Raw genomic sequence first — 16,946 nt, 5'->3', positions numbered from 1 at the left:
GCCCACACCCACACCCCCGCCTCCGACCGCACCTCTGCTCCCGACCGCCTCCGCGTCGACGTCTGGTTCGACCCCGCCTGCCCGTTCGCCTGGATCACCTCCCGCTGGCTGCTGGAGGTCGAACGGCACCGCCCCGTCGACCTCCGGTTCCGGGTCATGAGCCTGTACCTGCACAACGAGGGCAACGAACTGCCCGACTGGTATCGCGCGTTGGTCGACAGGTCGATCGGCCCGGTCCGGGTCGCCGTCGCGGCGGCCCGGCAGCACGGCGACACCGTCCTGCGGGACTTCTACACGGCCTGCGGCACCCGCATCCACGTGCACAAGGCCGAGGACTTCGACGCCGTGATCGCCGACGCCCTCGCCGAACTAGGCCTCCCCGCCGACCTGTCCGACGCCGCGCACGACCCGTCGTACGACGACGAGGTCCGCCGCAGCCACGCGGCGGGGGCCGAGCCGGACTCCGGCGGGTACGTCGGCACCCCGACGATCCACGTGGACGGGACGGTGTGGTTCGGCCCCGTGCTGCGCGCGGTCCCACGCGGGGAGCGGGCCGCCGAACTCTTCGACGCCTTCCGTGTGCTGGCGGCCGACCCGGACTTCTTCGAACTGAAGCGGACACGGGTGGGCGCGCTGTCCGTCGTGTGAGGCACGGGCGGGGCGCCGGGTCGGATCGGGTCGGACCCTCAGGCGCTGACCGCCGCCGGCATCCGCGTGCGTGCCGCGTCGTACCGTTCCAGCAGCACTCGGGCCACTTCGGGGGACGGGCCCAGCACCTCCGCCAGGACGTCCGCCCGTGCCGCGCCCCGCGCTATGCGGTCGGGGAGGAAGCCGGGCGCCAGGACGTACGGGGCCACCGCCACCGTGGAACAGCCCAGCTCGCGCAGTTCGCGCACCGCGTCCTCGGTACGCGGAAGGGAAGCGGAGGCGAACGCGGGTCGCACGGCGCACCAACCGGTGTGCCACCACTCCCGCGCGATGTCTGCGATCACCGCGATCGCCTCCGGGTCCGTGGACCCCGCCGAGGCCAGCACGACCCCGGTCGAGGACTTGTCGGCGGGCGTCAACCCCGCCTCGTACAACCGCCGTTCGAGGGCGGAGAGCAGCAGCGGCGACGGGCCGAGCACCTCCGCCTGGCGGATCCGCAGCCTGGGCGGCGCGTCCCGCAGTACCGCCGGGATGTCCGCCTTGGCGTGGAACGCGCGTGTCAGCAGCAGCGGGAGCGCCACCACCTCGCGTACGCCCTCCGCCGCCAGCGACTCCAGCACCCCCTGCACGGAGGGGATGTTGAAATCGAGGAATCCGGTCTCCACGCGCAGTCCGGGCCGCATCGACCGCACCCGCCGCACGAGGGCGTGGACGGCTCCGGCGTGCCGCGGATCGCGGCTGCCGTGGGCGATGACGAGGAGAACCGGCTGATGGCGCACGAGGGTCAGCCCTTCACCAGCAGTCCGCGCCCGCGCAGCACCCGCCGCTCCAGCGGGCTGAAGATCAGCAGGTCGATGGCGATGCCGACGAACAGGATCAGGACGATCGCCTCGAACACCATCGCCATGGAGCTGGCGTTGCGGCCGTTCTCCAGCAGCGCCCCCAGCCCGACACCGAGGTCGGGGGAGGAGGCGATGATCTCCGCCGCCATCAGCGACCGCCAGGAGAAGGCCCAGCCCTGCTTCAGACCGCCCAGGTAACCGGGCAGCGAGGCCGGGAGCACGATGTGCCAGGCGCCCTTCAGACCCGTCGCGCCCATCGTGCGGCCCGCCCGCAGGAACAGCGGCGGCACCTGGTCGATGCCGGACACCAGGCCGTTGGCGATGGAGGGGACCGCGCCGAGCAGGATCACCGCGTACATCATCGAGTTGTTCAGGCCCAGCCAGATCACCGCCGGCGGCACCCACGCCACCGAGGGCAGTGACTGCAGACCGGACAGGATCGGGCCGATCGCCGCGCGCACGAACTTCACGCGGGCCACCAGCAGGCCCAGCGGGGTGCCGATGGCGAGCGCCAGCAGGAAGCCCAGCAGGCCGCGCGAGACACTGGTCCAGATGTACTCGAGGAGCCTGCCCTCCAGCCACGCGTCCTTGAACTCGTTGCCCACGTCGGACGGCGACGGCAGCTTCGCCGGGTCGTCGACGATATTGAAGGTGATCAGCGCCTGCCAGACCACCAGGACCACCGCTACCGCGACGATCGGCGGCAGGATCTTGTTGACGAAGGTCTGCCGGAAGGACGTACCGGCCGCCGCCGTGGTCTCCAGGGCGTCGAGACCCGCCTCCACCCCCGCGATGCCGCTGTCGCGGACCGGGGGCTTCGCCGTCGGGTCGGTGGTCTCAGTGCTGGCCATGACGGCGGATCTCCCCACGCAGGACTTCGGTGATCTCCAGGGACAGTTCCGCGACGGGAGCGTCCTCGATACGGCGCGGCTGCGGAATGCCGACCGTCCACTCGCGTGCGATCCGGCCCGGCCGGGAGGACAGCAGGACGACGCGCTGCGCGAGCCGCACGGCCTCGCGCACGTTGTGCGTGACGAACAGCACCGACAGGCCCGTCTCGGCCCAGATCCGGGTGAGTTCGTCGTGCAGCACGTCCCGGGTGATCGCGTCGAGCGCGGCGAACGGCTCGTCCATCAGCAACAGCCGGGCGTCCTGCGCCAGCGCGCGGGCCAGCGCCACCCGCTGCCGCATACCGCCGGAAAGCTCGTGCACACGCTTTCCGTACGATCCCTTCAGCCGGACGAGCTCGAGCAGCTCCTCCGCCCGGTCGTGCCGGTCGTTCTTGGGAACTCCCCCCAGTTTCAGGGCGAGTTCGATGTTCTTGCCCGCGGTCAGCCACGGGAACAGGGCGTGCTCCTGGAACATCAGAGCCGGCCGCCCGTCGGTGCCGATATGACCGGCGGTCGGGGCGTCGAGCCCCGCCACCAGGTTCAGCAGCGTCGACTTGCCGCAGCCCGAGGCCCCCAGGAGGGTGACGAACTCGCCCGGCGCGACATCGAGGGTGATGTCGTCGAGGACGAGCTGCTGCCCGGCGGGCCCGGCGAACGACTTCGATACGTGCTCGATACGCGCGGCGTACTCCACCGACTCGGTGCCGTCGGCGGCCTTGGCGAGGGTGGTTGCCATGGTCGTCACCTCCTGGGAACTCTCGTGGACGCGGGGTTACTTGACGCCGAGACCGGCGTCGTCGACGGTCGGCTCACCCGCGGCCTGAAGAACCTTGTTCAGGGGCGCGAGGTCGTAGATGCCGTCCAGCAACGGGTCCTCCAGCAGACCGGCCTTGACCGCGTGCTCGGCCTCGCTGTTGAGCGTGGCCGCGAGCGGGTCGTTGGTGAACTGGATCGACTTCCACGCCGGGTCCAGGATCTCCGCGGGCAGCTCCTTGCCGGAGTCCGCCTTCAGCTGAGCGTTCGCCGCGGCCTTCGCCTCGTCCGGGCTGGCGTTGATGTACTTGTTGATGTCGACCGACGCCTTGAGTACCGCCTCGACGGCCTTCGGGTGCTCCGTGAGGAACTTCTGCGACACGATGATGTTCGTGATCACGAACTTCTTGTCGGGCCACAGGTCGGACTCGTCGAGCAGCACCTTGGCGCCCTCGGCCACCAGCTTCGACGCGGTCGGCTCCGGCACCCAGGCGCCGTCGATGGAACCGGACTTGTAGGCGTCCGGGGTGACCTTGTTGTCGGTGCGGATGACCGACACGTCGCCCTTGCCGCTCTCCGCGTCGACCTTCCAGCCCTGCTCGGAGATCCAGTTCAGCAACGCCACGTCCTGCGTGTTGCCGAGCTGGGGCGTCGCGATCCGCTTGCCCTTGACGTCCTTCAGTGACTTGATCTTGGCCGGGTTCACCACCAGCTTCACGCCGCCGGACGCGGAACCGCCCACGATGCGCAGGTTCTTGCCGGCCGACTTGGTGTAGCCGTTGATGGCCGGCGAGGGGCCGATCCAGCCGATGTCGATCGAGCCGGAGTTGAGCGCCTCGATCTCGGACGGGCCGGCGTTGAAGACCTGGTAGGAGGCCTTGGTGGCGCCCAGAGCCTTCTGGAAGTACCCCTTGTTCACGCCGACGAGGGCGGTCCCGTGGGTCAGGTTGCCGAAGTAGCCGATCTTGACCGAGTCGAGTCCGTCGATCTTCTCCGCCCCGGCGGCGACCTTCTGGGCGGCCGGTTCGTCCTTGGACTCGGAGCCGTAACCGCAGGCGGCGAGGGTGAGAAGGGGAAGTGCGGCGACGGCGGCGAGTCCGCGGCGAAGAAGCGTTGAGCGAGTGGCAGGCACGGGAGGTGTTCCTCTCGTTGGCCCGGCGGTCACGGTCTCTCAGGTCGTGGCCGGGAGGTCGGCAGGTTTTCGTCTACAGCGGTGGGGGGTGCGGGCGCGCAGGCAGTGCGCGTACGTCAGCGCACACATCGCGCCACCCCGCCCTGCCCGCTGCCGAGGGCGCCGCTGCCGACGCGGCCGCCCTCCTTCGCGAACGTGGAGTAGTAGTCGGTGGAGTTCATGTCAGAAGTCCCACCCGTCGTCGTCGGACAGGTCCTTGACCGGCTCCGGCGAGGCGAACGACTCGCCGACCATGCCCGCGGTGAGCGTGGTGCCGTCGCTCGGGTCGATCAGGATGAACGAGCCCGTGCGGCGCGAGTCGGCGTAGGAGTCCACCGGCAGCGGCTCCGCGGCGCGGATCTTCACCCGGCCGATGTCGTTGGCGACGAGCTGTCCCGGATGCGGGTGCAGGGACAGGTCGTCGAGCGTGAGCCGGGACGGGATGTCCTTGACGATCGCCTTGACCGTGCGGGTGCCGTGCCGCAGCAGCACCCGGTGGCCGACCGTCAGGGGCGCGTCGGCGACATGGCAGACGGTCGCCTCGACGTCCTGCGTGGTCGGCGGGGCGTCCTTGCTGGGCACGATCAGGTCGCCGCGCGAGACGTCGATGTCGTCCTCCAGCAGGACGGTCACCGACTGCGTCGTCCAGGCCACGTCGACCGGCGTGCCGAGCAGGTCGATGCCCGCGATCTTCGTGGAGCGGCCGGACGGCAGCACCGTGACCTGCTCGCCCACCCGGAACGTGCCGGCGGCGATCTGACCCGCGTAACCGCGGTAGTCGGGGTGCTCGGCGGTCTGCGGCCGGATCACGTACTGCACGGGCAGCCGCGCGTGGCAGTGCGCCAGGTCGTGACTGACGGGAACCGTCTCCAGGTGTTCCAGGAAGGTCGGCCCGCCGTACCAGTCCATGTTCGCCGACGGGTCCACCACGTTGTCCCCGGCGAGCGCCGAGATCGGGATCGCGGTGACCTCGGGAACGCCCAGCTCGCTCGCGTACGCCGTGAACTCCTCGGCGATCGCCGCGAAGACGGTCTCCTCGTACTTCACGAGGTCCATCTTGTTGACGGCCAGCACGACGTGCGGGACTCGCAGCAGGGCCGCGATCGCCGCGTGCCGCCGGGTCTGTTCCACCACACCGTTACGGGCGTCGACCAGGATCACCGTCAGCTCGGCCGTGGAGGCACCCGTCACCATGTTGCGGGTGTACTGCACATGGCCCGGCGTGTCGGCCAGGATGAACCGGCGCCGGGGCGTGGCGAAGTAGCGGTAGGCGACGTCGATGGTGATGCCCTGCTCGCGTTCGGCGCGCAGGCCGTCGGTGAGCAGCGCGAGGTCGGGGCCTTCCTGGCCGCGGCCCGCCGAGGCGCGCTCCACGGCCTCCAGCTGGTCCGTGAGGATCGACTTGGAGTCGTGCAGCAGCCGTCCCACGAGCGTGGACTTGCCGTCGTCGACGGAGCCGGCGGTGGCGAACCGCAGCAGGGTGGTGGCCGAGAGTTCCTCGGTCGTGATGGTGCTCATGCTTAGAAGTACCCCTCGCGCTTGCGGTCTTCCATCGCGGCCTCGGACATCTTGTCGTCGGCTCGGGTGGCCCCGCGCTCGGTGAGCCGGGAGGCGGCGATCTCGGCGATGACCTGCTCCAGCGTCAGCGCGTCGGAGTCGACGGCGCCGGTGCAGGACATGTCCCCGACGGTGCGGTAGCGCACGAGCCGCTTCTGGACGGTCTCGCTCTCCTTGGCGCCGCCCCACTCACCGGGCGTCAGCCACATCCCGGCCCGCTGGAACACCTCCCGCTCGTGCGCGAAGTAGATCTCGGGCAGCTCGATGCCCTCACGGGCGATGTACTGCCAGACGTCCAGCTCGGTCCAGTTGGACAGCGGGAACACGCGGACGTGCTCACCGGGGGCGTGCCGGCCGTTGTACAGGTTCCACAGCTCGGGGCGCTGGCGGCGCGGGTCCCACTGGGAGAACTCGTCGCGCAGGGAGAACACCCGCTCCTTGGCGCGGGCCTTCTCCTCGTCGCGCCGGCCGCCGCCGAACACCGCGTCGAACCGCTCCGACTGGATCTTCTCCGTCAACGGCAGCGTCTGGAGCGGGTTGCGGGTCCCGTCCGGACGCTCCTTCAGCAGACCCCGGTCGATGTAGTCCTGCACGGAGGCGACATGCAGCCGCAGCCCGTGCCTGGCCACCGTACGGTCGCGGTACTCCAGGACCTCGGGGAAGTTGTGCCCCGTGTCCACGTGCAGCAGCGAGAACGGCACCGGCGCCGGCGCGAACGCCTTCAGCGCCAGATGCAGCATGACGATGGAGTCCTTGCCGCCGGAGAACAGGATCACCGGGTTCTCGAACTCGCCCGCCACCTCGCGGAAGATGTGCACCGCCTCCGACTCCAGGGAGTCCAGGTGGCTCAGGGCGTACGGGGAGTCCGTGCCCTCCTCGGTCCGTGCGACGGTCGTCACACCAGTCCCCTCTCGCTGAGCAGGGCGTACACCGACGCCGCGGACTCCTTGACGGTCTGGTTCTGGGACTCGATCCGCAGATCGGGCCGCTCGGGGATCTCGTAGGGGTCGTCGACCCCGGTGAGCCCGGTCAGCTCGCCCGCGGCCTGCTTGGCGTACAGGCCCTTCACGTCCCGCTCGCTGCACACGTCGACCGGCGTCGCCACATGCACCTCCAGGTACGCCGTCGCCCCTTCCTCGTGGCGCTTGCGCACCCCGTCGCGGCTGTCGGCGTACGGCGCGATCACCGGCACCAGCGTCTTCACCCCGTTACGGGCGAGGAGTTCGGCGAGGAAACCGATGCGCTGCACGTTGGTGTGCCGGTCCTCACGGCTGAAGCCGAGGCCCGCGGAGATGAACTCGCGGATCTCGTCGCCGTCGAGCACCTCGACGAGGTGGCCCTCCTCGCGCAGCCGGGCGGCCAGCTCGTACGCGATGGTGGTCTTGCCGGCGCTCGGCAGACCCGTGAGCCAGACGGTGGCTCCGGTCGTCACGTGGTTCTCCAAATCGGTAGGAAGCGCGGTCATGGGAGTCAGCCGTGCAGTCCGCACTCGGTCTTCGCGCGGCCCGCCCAGCGGCCGGCGCGCGCGTCCTCGCCCTCCAGGACCCGGCGGGTGCAGGGGGCGCAGCCGACGGAGGCGTAGCCGTCCGTCAGCAGGGGGTTGGTCAGTACGCCGTGCTCGGTGACGTAGGCGTCCACGTCGTCCTGGGTCCAGCGGGCGATCGGGGAGACCTTGACCTTCTGCCGCTTCTCGTCCCAGCCGACGACCGGGGTGTTCGCCCGGGTGGGGGACTCGTCGCGGCGCAGCCCGGTCGCCCAGGCGCGGTAGGCCTTCAGGCCCTCTTCCAGGGGCTGCACCTTGCGGAGCTTGCAGCACAGGTCGGGGTCGCGGTCGTGCAGCTCGGGGCCGTACTCGGCGTCCTGCTCGGCGACCGTCCGCCGCGGCGTGAGGGTGATGACGTTGACGTCCATCACGGCCTCGACCGCGTCCCGGGTGCCGATGGTCTCGGGGAAGTGGTAACCGGTGTCGAGAAAGACCACGTCCACGCCCTTGAGCACGCGGGAGGCCAGATGCGCCACCACCGCGTCCTCCATGGACGAGGTCACGCAGAACTGCTTGCCGAAGGTGTCCACGGCCCACTGGAGGATCTCCAGCGCGGAGGCGTCCTCCAGGTCGCGGCCCGCCTGCTCGGCGAGCGCCTTCAACTCTTCGGCGGTGCGGGTTTCCTGAGCCGTCGTCATATCGGGTCCCCTCCGTTGTCGGCTCGCTGAACTCCCCGGGCGAGCAGTCCGAGGAACTTCAGCTGGAATGCGCGATTGCACGCCGCGCATTCCCAGGCGCCGTGACCCTCTTCGTTCGGACGAAGATCCTCGTCGCCGCAGTAGGGGCAGTAGAAGGGTGCGGCCCGCTCGCTCACGACAGGGCCTCCTCGTCGGCCCGCGCGGCCCAGACGGCGAACCGCTCGCCGTCCTCGCGCTCCGCCTCGAACCGCTTGAGCACCCGCTCGATGTAGTCCGGCAGTTCGTCCGAGGTGACCTTCAGGCCGCGGACCTTACGGCCGAAGCCGGCTTCGAGACCGAGCGCTCCGCCCAGGTGCACCTGGAAGCCCTCGACCTGCCGGCCCTGCTCGTCGAGGACCAGCTGGCCCTTGAGACCGATGTCCGCGACCTGGATACGGGCGCAGGCGTTCGGGCAGCCGTTGATGTTGATGGTGATCGGCTCGTCGAACTCCGGGATGCGGCGCTCGAGTTCGTCGATCAGGGTGGAGCCGCGCTGCTTGGTCTCGACGATGGCGAGCTTGCAGTACTCGATGCCGGTGCAGGCCATCGTGCCGCGCCGGAACGGGGAGGGCTTGGCGGTCAGGTCCAGGGCCCCGAGGGCCTCGACCAGCGACTCGACCTGCGCCTCCTCGACGTCGAGGACGATCATCTTCTGCTCGACGGTGGTCCGGACCCGGCCCGAGCCGTGCGCCTCGGCCAGCTCCGCGATCTTCGTCAGGGTGGTGCCGTCCACGCGGCCTACGCGCGGTGCGAAACCGACGTAGTAACGGCCGTCGTTCTGGCGGTGCACGCCGACGTGGTCGCGCCAGCGCTCGACGGGCTGGGCGGGGGCGGGGCCGTCGACGAGCTTGCGCTGCAGGTACTCGTCCTCCAGCACCTGGCGGAACTTCTCCGGGCCCCAGTCGGCGACCAGGAACTTCAGGCGGGCGCGGGTGCGCAGCCGCCGGTAACCGTAGTCACGGAAGATCGAGATGACGCCCTCGTGGACGTCCGCGACCTCGTCCAGCGGGACCCAGGCGCCGAGCCGGACGCCGATCTTCGGGTTGGTGGACAGACCGCCGCCGACCCACACGTCGAAGCCGGGGCCGTGCTCGGGGTGGTCGACACCGACGAACGCGACGTCGTTGATCTCGTGCGCCACGTCCAGCAGCGGCGAGCCGGAGACCGCTGTCTTGAACTTGCGGGGCAGGTTGGAGAAGGCCGGGTTGCCGAGGATCCGGCGGTTGATCTCCTCGATGGCCGGGGTGCCGTCGATGATCTCGTCCTCGGCGATCCCGGCGACCGGCGAGCCGAGGACCACGCGGGGCGTGTCACCGCAGGCCTCGGTGGTGGACAGCCCGACCGCCTCCAGGCGGTTCCAGATCTCCGGGACGTCCTCGATGCGGATCCAGTGGTACTGCACGTTCTGCCGGTCGGTGATGTCCGCTGTGCCGCGCGCGAACTCCTGCGAGATCTCACCGATCACCCGCAGCTGCCGCGTGGTGAGCCGGCCGCCGTCGATCCGCACCCGCAGCATGAAGAACTCGTCGTCCAGCTCCTCCGGCTCCAGGATCGCGGTCTTGCCGCCGTCGATCCCGGGCTTGCGCTGGGTGTACAGGCCCCACCAGCGCATCCGGCCGCGCAGATCGTTCGGGTCGATCGAGTCGAAACCGCGCTTGGAGTAGATCGTCTCAATGCGTGTCCGCACATTGAGACCGTCGTCGTCCTTCTTGAACTGCTCGTTGCCGTTGAGCGGGGTGAAGTGCCCCGCGGCCCACTGACCCTCGCCGCGGTGACGGCTCACCTTGCGGCGGGGCGCTGAGGCGGCAGGGTTCTCGGGGGTGGCGGCCATGGTGAATACGTCCTTCGGGACAGCGACGGGAAGGGGTCGGCGCGTGGCGCCGTCCATGAGGGGCGGTGGGCGGGTCACGGGCGGGCGGCTCTGACCTGCGCGGCAAGACGCGCGGAGGCATACGTGCGCGTCGTTGCGCGGGGGGAGGTTGGAAGAGCTGCCGGCGGTGCTTCGGCTCGTCAGCTCGCCGGACAGATGGCGCTGGACATGCGGCCGAGGTCGACGTGCCGCCGACTCACCAAGGCAATTCCAGTTCCGGACATGACGGAAGCGTGTCACGGCGATCTGGACACAGTCCAGCTTCGTCCGTCATGTGGACACCCTTGTCCCGGTGTGTGAGACGGTGGTGGTGTCGGTCACATGCGCCGCGCGATGTCTTGTCGACGCAGGTCAGACGAGGTATGCGCCCGGCCAGGGGCCCGGCGCGGCCACCTCGGCCTCCTCCTCGACCTTGGTGTCGAACAGCCTGAAGCCACGGCGCCGGTAGTTGTCCATCGCGTGCTCGCCGTCCAGGCTGCAGGTGTGCAGCCACACCCGCTTCGTCTGGGGCAGGCCCGGCCAGCGGTCCGCGAGGTCCCAGGCGCGCGCGGCGCCGTACGACAGGAGGTGGCCGCCGATCCGTCGGCCGCGGAAGGCCGGGAGCAGACCGAAGTACACGATCTCGACGACTCCGTCGTCCTGCGGCTCCAGCTCCACGTACCCCGCGGGCGTGCCCCGGTCGTACGCCACCCAGGTCTCCACTCCCGGCCGGGCCAGCTGCTCCTGCCACCGCGCGTACGTCCAGCTCAGCCGGTCGACCCAGCGGATGTCCCCGCCGACGGACGCGTACAGGAAACGGCTGAACTCGGGGGAGGGCACCTCGGAGCGCACGACGCGCACGTCGCCCTCGGGTGCGGCGGCCGGCCGGAGATCGCCCGGCGCGGTCTGCTCCAGGGACCAGGTGGTCACGGGGATGTCGGTCATGCCCGTCAGGGAATCATCTACTTCGCCGATCTGTCGATCGAGGCCAGCGGCAGCGCGAACAGCACACGGCCCGACTGCGTCCAGACATCACCGGTCTGCGCCCAGTAGGAGAGGGACTCGGTCCGAGGGCTCCAGCAGGCGCGGCTGTCGTCGGCACCGCAGCGCACGCCCCGGGCGCCGTCCGCGTCCTGCCGCCACAGCGTCCCGTGCCCGTCCCCGGCGCCACCGCCCCGGCTCACGTACCAGCCGCCCTCGTACGACAGCACGCCGCGCACCCCGGTCGCCTTCGTCCGGTAGGCCTCCGTCGCGCCGACCCGGCCCGCGGAGTCACCGGCGAGGAACCCGGCCCGGCCGGGGGCGGTGTCGAAGGCGTACCGCCACAGGCGGGCGCCCCGGTCGCCGTCGTCGAGCGTCCACTCCCCGGCGACGAGGGAGTCCGGTGCGGTGCTGCGGTCCAGGGACACGGTGGCGGGGCGCGGGGCTCCCTCGTCGCCGCTCAGCCGGTAGGAGGCCACGGCCGGAAGGACGTACGGCGCGCCGTGCGCCGACCATCCGCCGGGCACCCGGCCGACCGCCTCACCGGCGACCGTGGCCCGGTGGATGCGGTTGACGTCGTACACATACAGCGCGGCCCGGTCCCCGTCGTCGGCGGTGACCAGCAGCTTGTCCTGGTACCAGGCCATGCCGGAGACCTGGGAGACCAGGCCCCGGTAGTCGCGTCCCCCGTCGACGGGGACCGCGAGCAGGGCCCAGACATAGGGGAGGCGGCCGAGGTTGTCCGCGTCCACGAGCGCGACCCGGGCCAGACCCCGGTCGGCGACCGGACCGGAACCGCGGGACCAGCCGGAGACGATCACCCGGTGGGCGCCCCACAGGCCGTCGTCGTCCGCGTCACCGGAGGTGGTGACCGCGCCCGGCTCCCAGCCCTCGGTGTCGTCGGTGTTCCAGCAGTAGGCGCGGGTGGCCGTCGGGGACACGGGCAGCGCCTCGCGCTCGTCCCGGCTGCAGCCTGCGGCGTCGCGCAGCGAACGGCCGGCGCCGCTCAGCGCCTCGCCGACCCCGACCGACGGACCCATCTCCGCGGCGAGCCGGTCCAGAGAAGCCGGCGGTACCGCTTCCTCCGTCAGCCGCAGCGCGGCCGTGGAAGCGGACGACGTCAGCGGTTTCAGGGCACCTGGACCGTCGGCGACCGTGGCCTGGGAAGCGCTGATCATGGTGGCGGCCGCGGTGAGCGCGAGCGCGGTTCCCGCCAGGAAACCGCGTACCGCCCTGCCCCGCCTGCGTCGGCGATGTCGGCCACGCTGCTTCATTCGTCCTCCCGAGGCGGGCCAACTGCGCCTGTTGATCCTTGCGTTGACCGAGGAGCAGGTGGGGTGACCCGTAGAGGGATGCTACGGCAGTCGGCCACCGCAGGGGGCGAAGACCTCGCATATGTACGGAAGATGCTGTGACGTAAGTCGACTTACGGTACGAAAGCCTTGATCACGGGCACGCGGAAACGTTGCCGGTTCCGGTCACCGGCGCGGCGGGCCCGGGATCCGGGCGCCCGTCACCGCGGGCGCCGTCGAGTGGGGGAGGAGGTCCCTGGGATCGTCCGGGAGGAGCACCTCCACCTCCGCCTGCTCGCAGAAACGATACGGCCGGTGTTCCAGAAGGCTCCCGAGATACCGCCGGACCCGCGACATCTCGGCCCGTACCGTCACTCTGCGCGCAGGGTCCCCGAACACGTCCTCGGCCAGCCCCGAGGCGCTGCGCCCGGCCCGGTGCACCGCCAGCACGTACAGCAACTCCGCGTGCCGGGGGCTGAGTCCGTGCGACCATCTGCCCGCGCCGCCGGTCACCGCCACCGACCACCGGCGCGGCCGGGTCAGATCCAGCACGACCCTGGTCACGCCCGGCGCCTCCGGCTCCACCGTCCCGTCGCACGAGCGCACCAGCCAGCCGTCCGCCAGCGGTTCCAGCGTGCACAGCCCCAGCACCGGCAGCCGGTGACGCCCCGCCGAGGGCGGCCGGGGCAGCGCGATCCGGTTCGTGTACGGCATCCCGGTCACCGCCGCCGTCCACCCGTCCCCGTCCACCACCACCGCCCGCCCGCCGATCCTGGCCAGTACCGGAGCCGCCACCGCCCGCAGCCGCTCCAGCGCGCCCAGATGCCGCTCGCGCAGCGTCGCCTCGGCCAGTTTCGCCACCGAGTCGACCCAGGCGAGAGTCGCCGGATGCATCGTGTCCAGCGGGCCGCTCACATCGACCACCCCGAGCAGACGTCCGCTCCGCGGGTCCGTGATCGGGGCCCCGGCGCAGGTCCAGGCGGTCTGCGCGCGCACGAAGTGCTCGGCCGCGAACACCTGCACCGGCCGCCGTACCACCGCCGGGGTGCCCACCCCGTTGGTGCCGACCACGTCCTCCCGCCAGTCCGCGCCCAGTTCAAAACCGATTCCGTCCGCTTTGCGCAGCACCGTCGGACAGCCCTCCCGCCACAGCACCCGGCCGTCCTCGTCGGCGACGACCATGATGTGCCGGGCGACGTCCGCGACCGAGAGCAGGCCCTCGCGCAGTACCGGCAGCACGTCCCGCAGCGGTGACTCCTCCCGGCGCCGCCGCACCTCGTCGGGGCTGAGCAACCTGGCCCGGTAACCGTTATCCGGATCGACACCGCTGCGCAGCGTCCGCTCCCAGGACTGCTCGATGACCGGCCGGTGCGCGTGCCCCGCCCGTCGGCCGGCGAGCTTGGCGTCACGCACCTCGCTGAGCATCCGGGCCGCCCGCGCGGCGTCGACGGCGGCGAGTTGCGGCACGTTCAACGGCGACTTGGCCACGGGACCTCCCGATGAGCAGACGGACGTAAGGACCGGATGTCAAGCGGCTACGCCGACTGTTTCCGGTCTTGCCGGGGGTCCCATACTGCCGTCCACCGGTGACGGAGGGGCACACTCCGGTCACCCGGTCTCTCACGTTGCAACCCCCTGCAACCCTGGTCAACATCCACGAGCTGTCCGAAACTTGTAGCACGCCGTCCCGAGCGGCGTTTCTGGCCTCGCAGGGCCATTGCCGCGGGGGTGGTGCCGTGTCGGCGCGGCACCACCCCCGCTCCTGCCTTCCCCCAGGTCACACCAGGGGCCGGGCCCGCTCCACGAGCGCCCGCAGATCCAGGGTGTGGGGCAGCGTGCCGAAGGCGCCGCCGCCGTCGCCGCCCAGCCGCGTGGCGCAGAACGCGTCGGCCACCTCCGGCGGCGCGAACCGTACGAGCAGCGACCCCTGCAACACCAGCGCGAACCGCTCCGCGATCCGCCGCGCCCGCGCCTGGGCACCGTCCAGATCGGCCAGCTCGGTCAGCAGGTCCTTGATCGCCGCGTCCAGCCGGTGATCCGCACCGCGCGCCCGTCCCACCTCCTGGAGAAACGCGTTCAGTGCCTGCGGCTCCCGCCGCAACGCCCGCAGCACGTCCAGCGCCTGGACGTTTCCCGCGCCCTCCCAGACCGAGTTCAACGGTGACTCGCGCACCAGCCGGGGCATCCCCGACTCCTCCACGTAGCCGTTGCCGCCCAGACACTCCGCCGCCTCCACCACCACCGGCGTACAGCGCTTGGTCACCCAGTACTTGGCGGCCGGCACCGCGATCCGCAGCAGCGCCCGCTCCTGCTCGCCGCCGTCGTCGCAGGCCGCCGCGAGCCGCAGGCCGAGAACCGTCGCCGCCTCCGACTCCAGCGCCAGATCGGCCAGCACATTGCGCATCAACGGCTGGTCGAGAAGTCTCCCGCCGAACGCCTCCCGGTACGCGCAGTGGTGCACCGCCTGCGCGACGGCCGCCCGCATCAGCCCCGCCGACCCCAGCACACAGTCGAGGCGGGTGGCCGCCACCATGTCGATGATGGTGCGCACCCCGCGCCCCTCCTCACCGACCCGGCGCGCCCACGTCCCGTCGAACTCCACCTCGGCCGAGGCGTTCGACCGGTTGCCCAGCTTCTCCTTGAGCCGCTGGAGGAGGAACCGGTTACGCGTGCCGTCCTCCAGCACCCGCGGCACCAGGAAGCAGGTCAGCCCCTCCGGGGCCTGCGCCAGTACCAGGAAACCGTCCGACATCGGCGCCGAACAGAACCACTTGTGCCCCGTCAGCACATACGTCCCGGCCTCCGCCAGCGGCCGCGCGGACGTCGTGTTCGCCCGGACATCGCTTCCGCCCTGTTTCTCCGTCATCCCCATCCCGAACAGCGCCCCCGCCTTCTGCCCGGCGGGCCGCAACTCCCGTTCGTAGATCGTGGACGTCAGCCTCGGCACCCACTCGGCGGCCAGCTCCGGGTCCGTACGCAGCGCCGGCACGGCCGCGTGCGTCATCGACAGCGGACAACCGTTTCCCGCCTCGACCTGCGTCCACACCAGGAACCCCGCCGCCCGCCGCACGTGTCCGCCCGGCCTGGTCCAGGCCGCGGTCAGTCCCGCGCCGACCCCCTTGCCCAGCAACCGGTGCCACGCCGGATGGAAGTCGACCTCGTCGATCCGGTGCCCGTAACGGTCGTGCGTGCGCAGTCTGGGCGGATTCTCGTTCGCCTGCACCGCCCATTCCTGGAGCTGGGCCGACCCGGCGGCCCGGCCCAGCGCCGACAGCTCGCCGCGGGCCTCGTCGAGCAGTTCCGGATCGAGATGGCGCTCCACCGCGGCCACCAGGGCCTGGTCGGTGCCATAGACGTCGTGGCCGAGGAGGGGCGGGGGCTGATTGGTCACGGTGTGCGTACTGCCTGCCATACCGCGAACGTACCCGCGCGTACGCCGCGCATGGCCGGCGGAGCCCGGCAACGCGCCGCGCGGCATCCGCCGTGCGGGCCGCGCCGCGTGGTGTGCGCCCCGGTGTCCGCCCGACGGCGGCGGGCACGCGGTGACGGCCCACCACCGGAGGTGAGTGCAGCCCCGTACGGCGGATACCTTTAGGGCGTGCAGCCAGCAAGTCAGTCACCCGAGCAACCCGAGGCACCCACCGGGCGTCTTCATCGGGCGCGTGCCCTCTACCGGAACGTCTCCAAGCGCAGGACCGCCTGGCTGCTGGTCAAGGACACCGTCAACTCCTGCATCGAGTACCGCATCCTCGGCCTCGCCGCCGAGGCCGCCTTCTTCACGCTGCTGTCCGTACCGCCGCTGCTGCTCAGCCTCATCGGCCTGCTCGGATACGTCGACAGCTGGACCGGCACCGACACGATCAGCAGCCTGGAGTCCAACCTCCTCGACGCCTCCCGCACGGTTCTGTCCGAAAAGGGTGTCGCACAGATCGCCCAGCCGATCCTCGACGACGTGATGAAGGGCGGCCGCCCGGATGTCATCTCCATAGGCTTCCTGTTCGCCCTCTGGTCCGGTTCACGCGCGGTAAACGTTTTCATCGACACGATCACCGTCATGTACGGCCTCGACGGCGTGCGCGGAATCGTCAAGACCCGGCTGGTCGCGTTCATGCTGTTCGTCGCCGCGCTGCTGCTCGGCGCGGTCGCGCTGCCCCTGATGGTCGCCGGGCCCGACGCCGTCGTACGGATCGTGCCGTGGTCGGCGACCGTCGTGCAGGTCCTGTACTGGCCCGTCGTGATCGTCCTGTCGATCGCTTTCCTGACCACGCTCTACCACGTGTCCGTGCCCGTGCGCTCCCCCTGGATCGAGGACGTCCCCGGCGCGCTGGTCGCCCTCGCCATGTGGGTGCTCGGCAGCTTCCTGCTGCGCATCTACCTGGAGAACACCGTCGAGGGCGCCACCATCTACGGCTCCCTAGCCGCCGCCGTCGCGGTTTTGCTGTGGATCGGCGTGTCCGCCTTCGCCGTCCTCGTCGGCGCCGCCATGAACGCCGCCATCGACCGCGTCTGGCCGGCCGCCGCGACGGCCGCCGCCCGCGCCGCCAACGAGCGGCTGCGGCAGGAGGAAGCCGCCGAGTACGTCGCCCGCATGGCCGCCGCCCTTCGGCAAGGTCTTCGCGTGGGTGCGCAGGCGGCCCGTGACGTCCTCCGGGGGCAGGAACCGCGACCACCGTTCGGGGAACTCGGAGGGCATGTCGGGATCGTCGGGGTCCTCGTGGGGGTGGGCGGCGGCCATGCGGGCGA

17 protein-coding genes are annotated in these 16,946 nt (G+C 71.1%); 2 read left to right on the top strand and 15 right to left on the bottom strand.

Annotation, left to right across the window (positions count from 1 at the left end; genetic code table 11):
* A partial coding sequence (locus BZL64_RS10540; RefSeq protein WP_279634597.1) for a mycothiol-dependent nitroreductase Rv2466c family protein occupies positions 1 to 648 on the top strand: 648 nt, incomplete at its 5' end.
* A 38-nt stretch (positions 649 to 686) separates the two neighbouring features.
* Here BZL64_RS10540 and BZL64_RS10535 read toward each other — a convergent pair.
* From BZL64_RS10535 to BZL64_RS10465, 15 genes are all read right to left on the bottom strand, one after another.
* Positions 687 to 1,427 (bottom strand): sirohydrochlorin chelatase, encoded by a 741-nt coding sequence (locus BZL64_RS10535; protein WP_086768377.1) that lies wholly within the window; start codon positions 1,425 to 1,427, stop codon positions 687 to 689.
* Positions 1,428 to 1,432: 5 nt separating this feature from the next.
* Positions 1,433 to 2,341, bottom strand: coding sequence for an ABC transporter permease (locus tag BZL64_RS10530; RefSeq protein WP_086768375.1), 909 nt, complete (start codon positions 2,339 to 2,341; stop codon positions 1,433 to 1,435).
* The gene (locus BZL64_RS10525; protein WP_073492511.1) at positions 2,328 to 3,116 is read right to left on the bottom strand and encodes an ABC transporter ATP-binding protein; all 789 of its coding nucleotides are present in this window, start codon (positions 3,114 to 3,116) and stop codon (positions 2,328 to 2,330) included. Before BZL64_RS10525 ends, BZL64_RS10530 begins: the two co-directional genes overlap by 14 nt.
* Before the next feature lie 36 nt (positions 3,117 to 3,152).
* On the bottom strand, positions 3,153 to 4,265 hold the full coding sequence (locus BZL64_RS10520; RefSeq protein WP_086768373.1) for an aliphatic sulfonate ABC transporter substrate-binding protein: 1,113 nt from the start codon (positions 4,263 to 4,265) through the stop codon (positions 3,153 to 3,155).
* Between the two features lie 222 nt (positions 4,266 to 4,487).
* On the bottom strand, positions 4,488 to 5,822 hold the full coding sequence (locus BZL64_RS10510) for a sulfate adenylyltransferase subunit 1 (protein ID WP_086768371.1): 1,335 nt from the start codon (positions 5,820 to 5,822) through the stop codon (positions 4,488 to 4,490).
* Between the two features lie 2 nt (positions 5,823 to 5,824).
* The gene (gene cysD / locus BZL64_RS10505; RefSeq protein WP_086768368.1) at positions 5,825 to 6,760 is read right to left on the bottom strand and encodes a sulfate adenylyltransferase subunit CysD; all 936 of its coding nucleotides are present in this window, start codon (positions 6,758 to 6,760) and stop codon (positions 5,825 to 5,827) included.
* The gene (cysC, locus tag BZL64_RS10500; RefSeq protein ID WP_086768379.1) at positions 6,757 to 7,293 is read right to left on the bottom strand and encodes an adenylyl-sulfate kinase; all 537 of its coding nucleotides are present in this window, start codon (positions 7,291 to 7,293) and stop codon (positions 6,757 to 6,759) included. Before cysC ends, cysD begins: the two co-directional genes overlap by 4 nt.
* A gap of 38 nt (positions 7,294 to 7,331) precedes the next feature.
* Positions 7,332 to 8,042 carry a phosphoadenylyl-sulfate reductase gene (locus BZL64_RS10495; protein ID WP_086768366.1) on the bottom strand — a complete coding sequence of 237 codons (711 nt, stop codon included), beginning with the start codon at positions 8,040 to 8,042 and terminating at the stop codon, positions 7,332 to 7,334.
* Positions 8,039 to 8,218 carry a hypothetical protein gene (locus tag BZL64_RS41045; protein WP_086768364.1) on the bottom strand — a complete coding sequence of 60 codons (180 nt, stop codon included), beginning with the start codon at positions 8,216 to 8,218 and terminating at the stop codon, positions 8,039 to 8,041. Before BZL64_RS41045 ends, BZL64_RS10495 begins: the two co-directional genes overlap by 4 nt.
* Positions 8,215 to 9,912 carry a nitrite/sulfite reductase gene (locus BZL64_RS10485; protein WP_086768362.1) on the bottom strand — a complete coding sequence of 566 codons (1,698 nt, stop codon included), beginning with the start codon at positions 9,910 to 9,912 and terminating at the stop codon, positions 8,215 to 8,217. The genes BZL64_RS41045 and BZL64_RS10485 overlap by 4 nt, the downstream gene beginning before the upstream one ends.
* Before the next feature lie 179 nt (positions 9,913 to 10,091).
* Complete coding sequence (locus BZL64_RS42020; RefSeq protein ID WP_309486338.1) at positions 10,092 to 10,175, bottom strand: putative leader peptide; 84 nt, start codon at positions 10,173 to 10,175, stop codon at positions 10,092 to 10,094.
* Between the two features lie 127 nt (positions 10,176 to 10,302).
* Entirely contained in the window at positions 10,303 to 10,875 is a 573-nt protein-coding gene (locus BZL64_RS10480; protein ID WP_086768360.1) for a GNAT family N-acetyltransferase, read from the bottom strand.
* A gap of 17 nt (positions 10,876 to 10,892) precedes the next feature.
* Positions 10,893 to 12,185, bottom strand: a complete 1,293-nt coding sequence (locus BZL64_RS10475; RefSeq protein WP_086768358.1) for a hypothetical protein — start codon at positions 12,183 to 12,185, stop codon at positions 10,893 to 10,895.
* Positions 12,186 to 12,389: 204 nt separating this feature from the next.
* On the bottom strand, positions 12,390 to 13,691 hold the full coding sequence (locus BZL64_RS10470; RefSeq protein WP_086768356.1) for a GAF domain-containing protein: 1,302 nt from the start codon (positions 13,689 to 13,691) through the stop codon (positions 12,390 to 12,392).
* Between the two features lie 289 nt (positions 13,692 to 13,980).
* A complete protein-coding gene (locus tag BZL64_RS10465) occupies positions 13,981 to 15,615 on the bottom strand; it encodes an acyl-CoA dehydrogenase family protein (RefSeq protein ID WP_086768354.1) in 1,635 nt (544 codons plus the stop codon).
* 186 nt (positions 15,616 to 15,801) lie between these two features.
* On the opposite strand from BZL64_RS10465, the gene BZL64_RS10460 reads away from it, so the two are divergent.
* Positions 15,802 to 16,946, top strand: a 1,145-nt coding sequence (locus BZL64_RS10460; protein WP_425276032.1) for a YihY/virulence factor BrkB family protein, incomplete at its 3' end; no start/stop codon positions are given.

Source organism: Streptomyces bobili, assembly GCF_002154575.1.
Taxonomy (GTDB): domain Bacteria; phylum Actinomycetota; class Actinomycetes; order Streptomycetales; family Streptomycetaceae; genus Streptomyces; species Streptomyces bobili.
The sequence above is the reverse complement of the archived record's forward strand: the minus strand, read 5'-3'. Positions and strand labels throughout refer to the sequence as shown.

What these genes read in the sequence shown, in the direction of transcription:
- BZL64_RS10530 (WP_086768375.1), bottom strand. Translation starts at nt 2,341, where the DNA reads ATGGCCAGCACTGAGACCACCGACCCGACGGCGAAGCCCCCGGTCCGC.
- BZL64_RS10525 (WP_073492511.1), bottom strand. Translation starts at nt 3,116, where the DNA reads ATGGCAACCACCCTCGCCAAGGCCGCCGACGGCACCGAGTCGGTGGAG.
- BZL64_RS10510 (WP_086768371.1), bottom strand. Translation starts at nt 5,822, where the DNA reads ATGAGCACCATCACGACCGAGGAACTCTCGGCCACCACCCTGCTGCGG.
- BZL64_RS10495 (WP_086768366.1), bottom strand. Translation starts at nt 8,042, where the DNA reads ATGACGACGGCTCAGGAAACCCGCACCGCCGAAGAGTTGAAGGCGCTC.
- BZL64_RS10485 (WP_086768362.1), bottom strand. Translation starts at nt 9,912, where the DNA reads ATGGCCGCCACCCCCGAGAACCCTGCCGCCTCAGCGCCCCGCCGCAAG.
- BZL64_RS42020 (WP_309486338.1), bottom strand. Translation starts at nt 10,175, where the DNA reads ATGTCCGGAACTGGAATTGCCTTGGTGAGTCGGCGGCACGTCGACCTC.
- BZL64_RS10480 (WP_086768360.1), bottom strand. Translation starts at nt 10,875, where the DNA reads ATGACCGACATCCCCGTGACCACCTGGTCCCTGGAGCAGACCGCGCCG.
- BZL64_RS10475 (WP_086768358.1), bottom strand. Translation starts at nt 12,185, where the DNA reads ATGAAGCAGCGTGGCCGACATCGCCGACGCAGGCGGGGCAGGGCGGTA.
- BZL64_RS10465 (WP_086768354.1), bottom strand. Translation starts at nt 15,615, where the DNA reads ATGGCAGGCAGTACGCACACCGTGACCAATCAGCCCCCGCCCCTCCTC.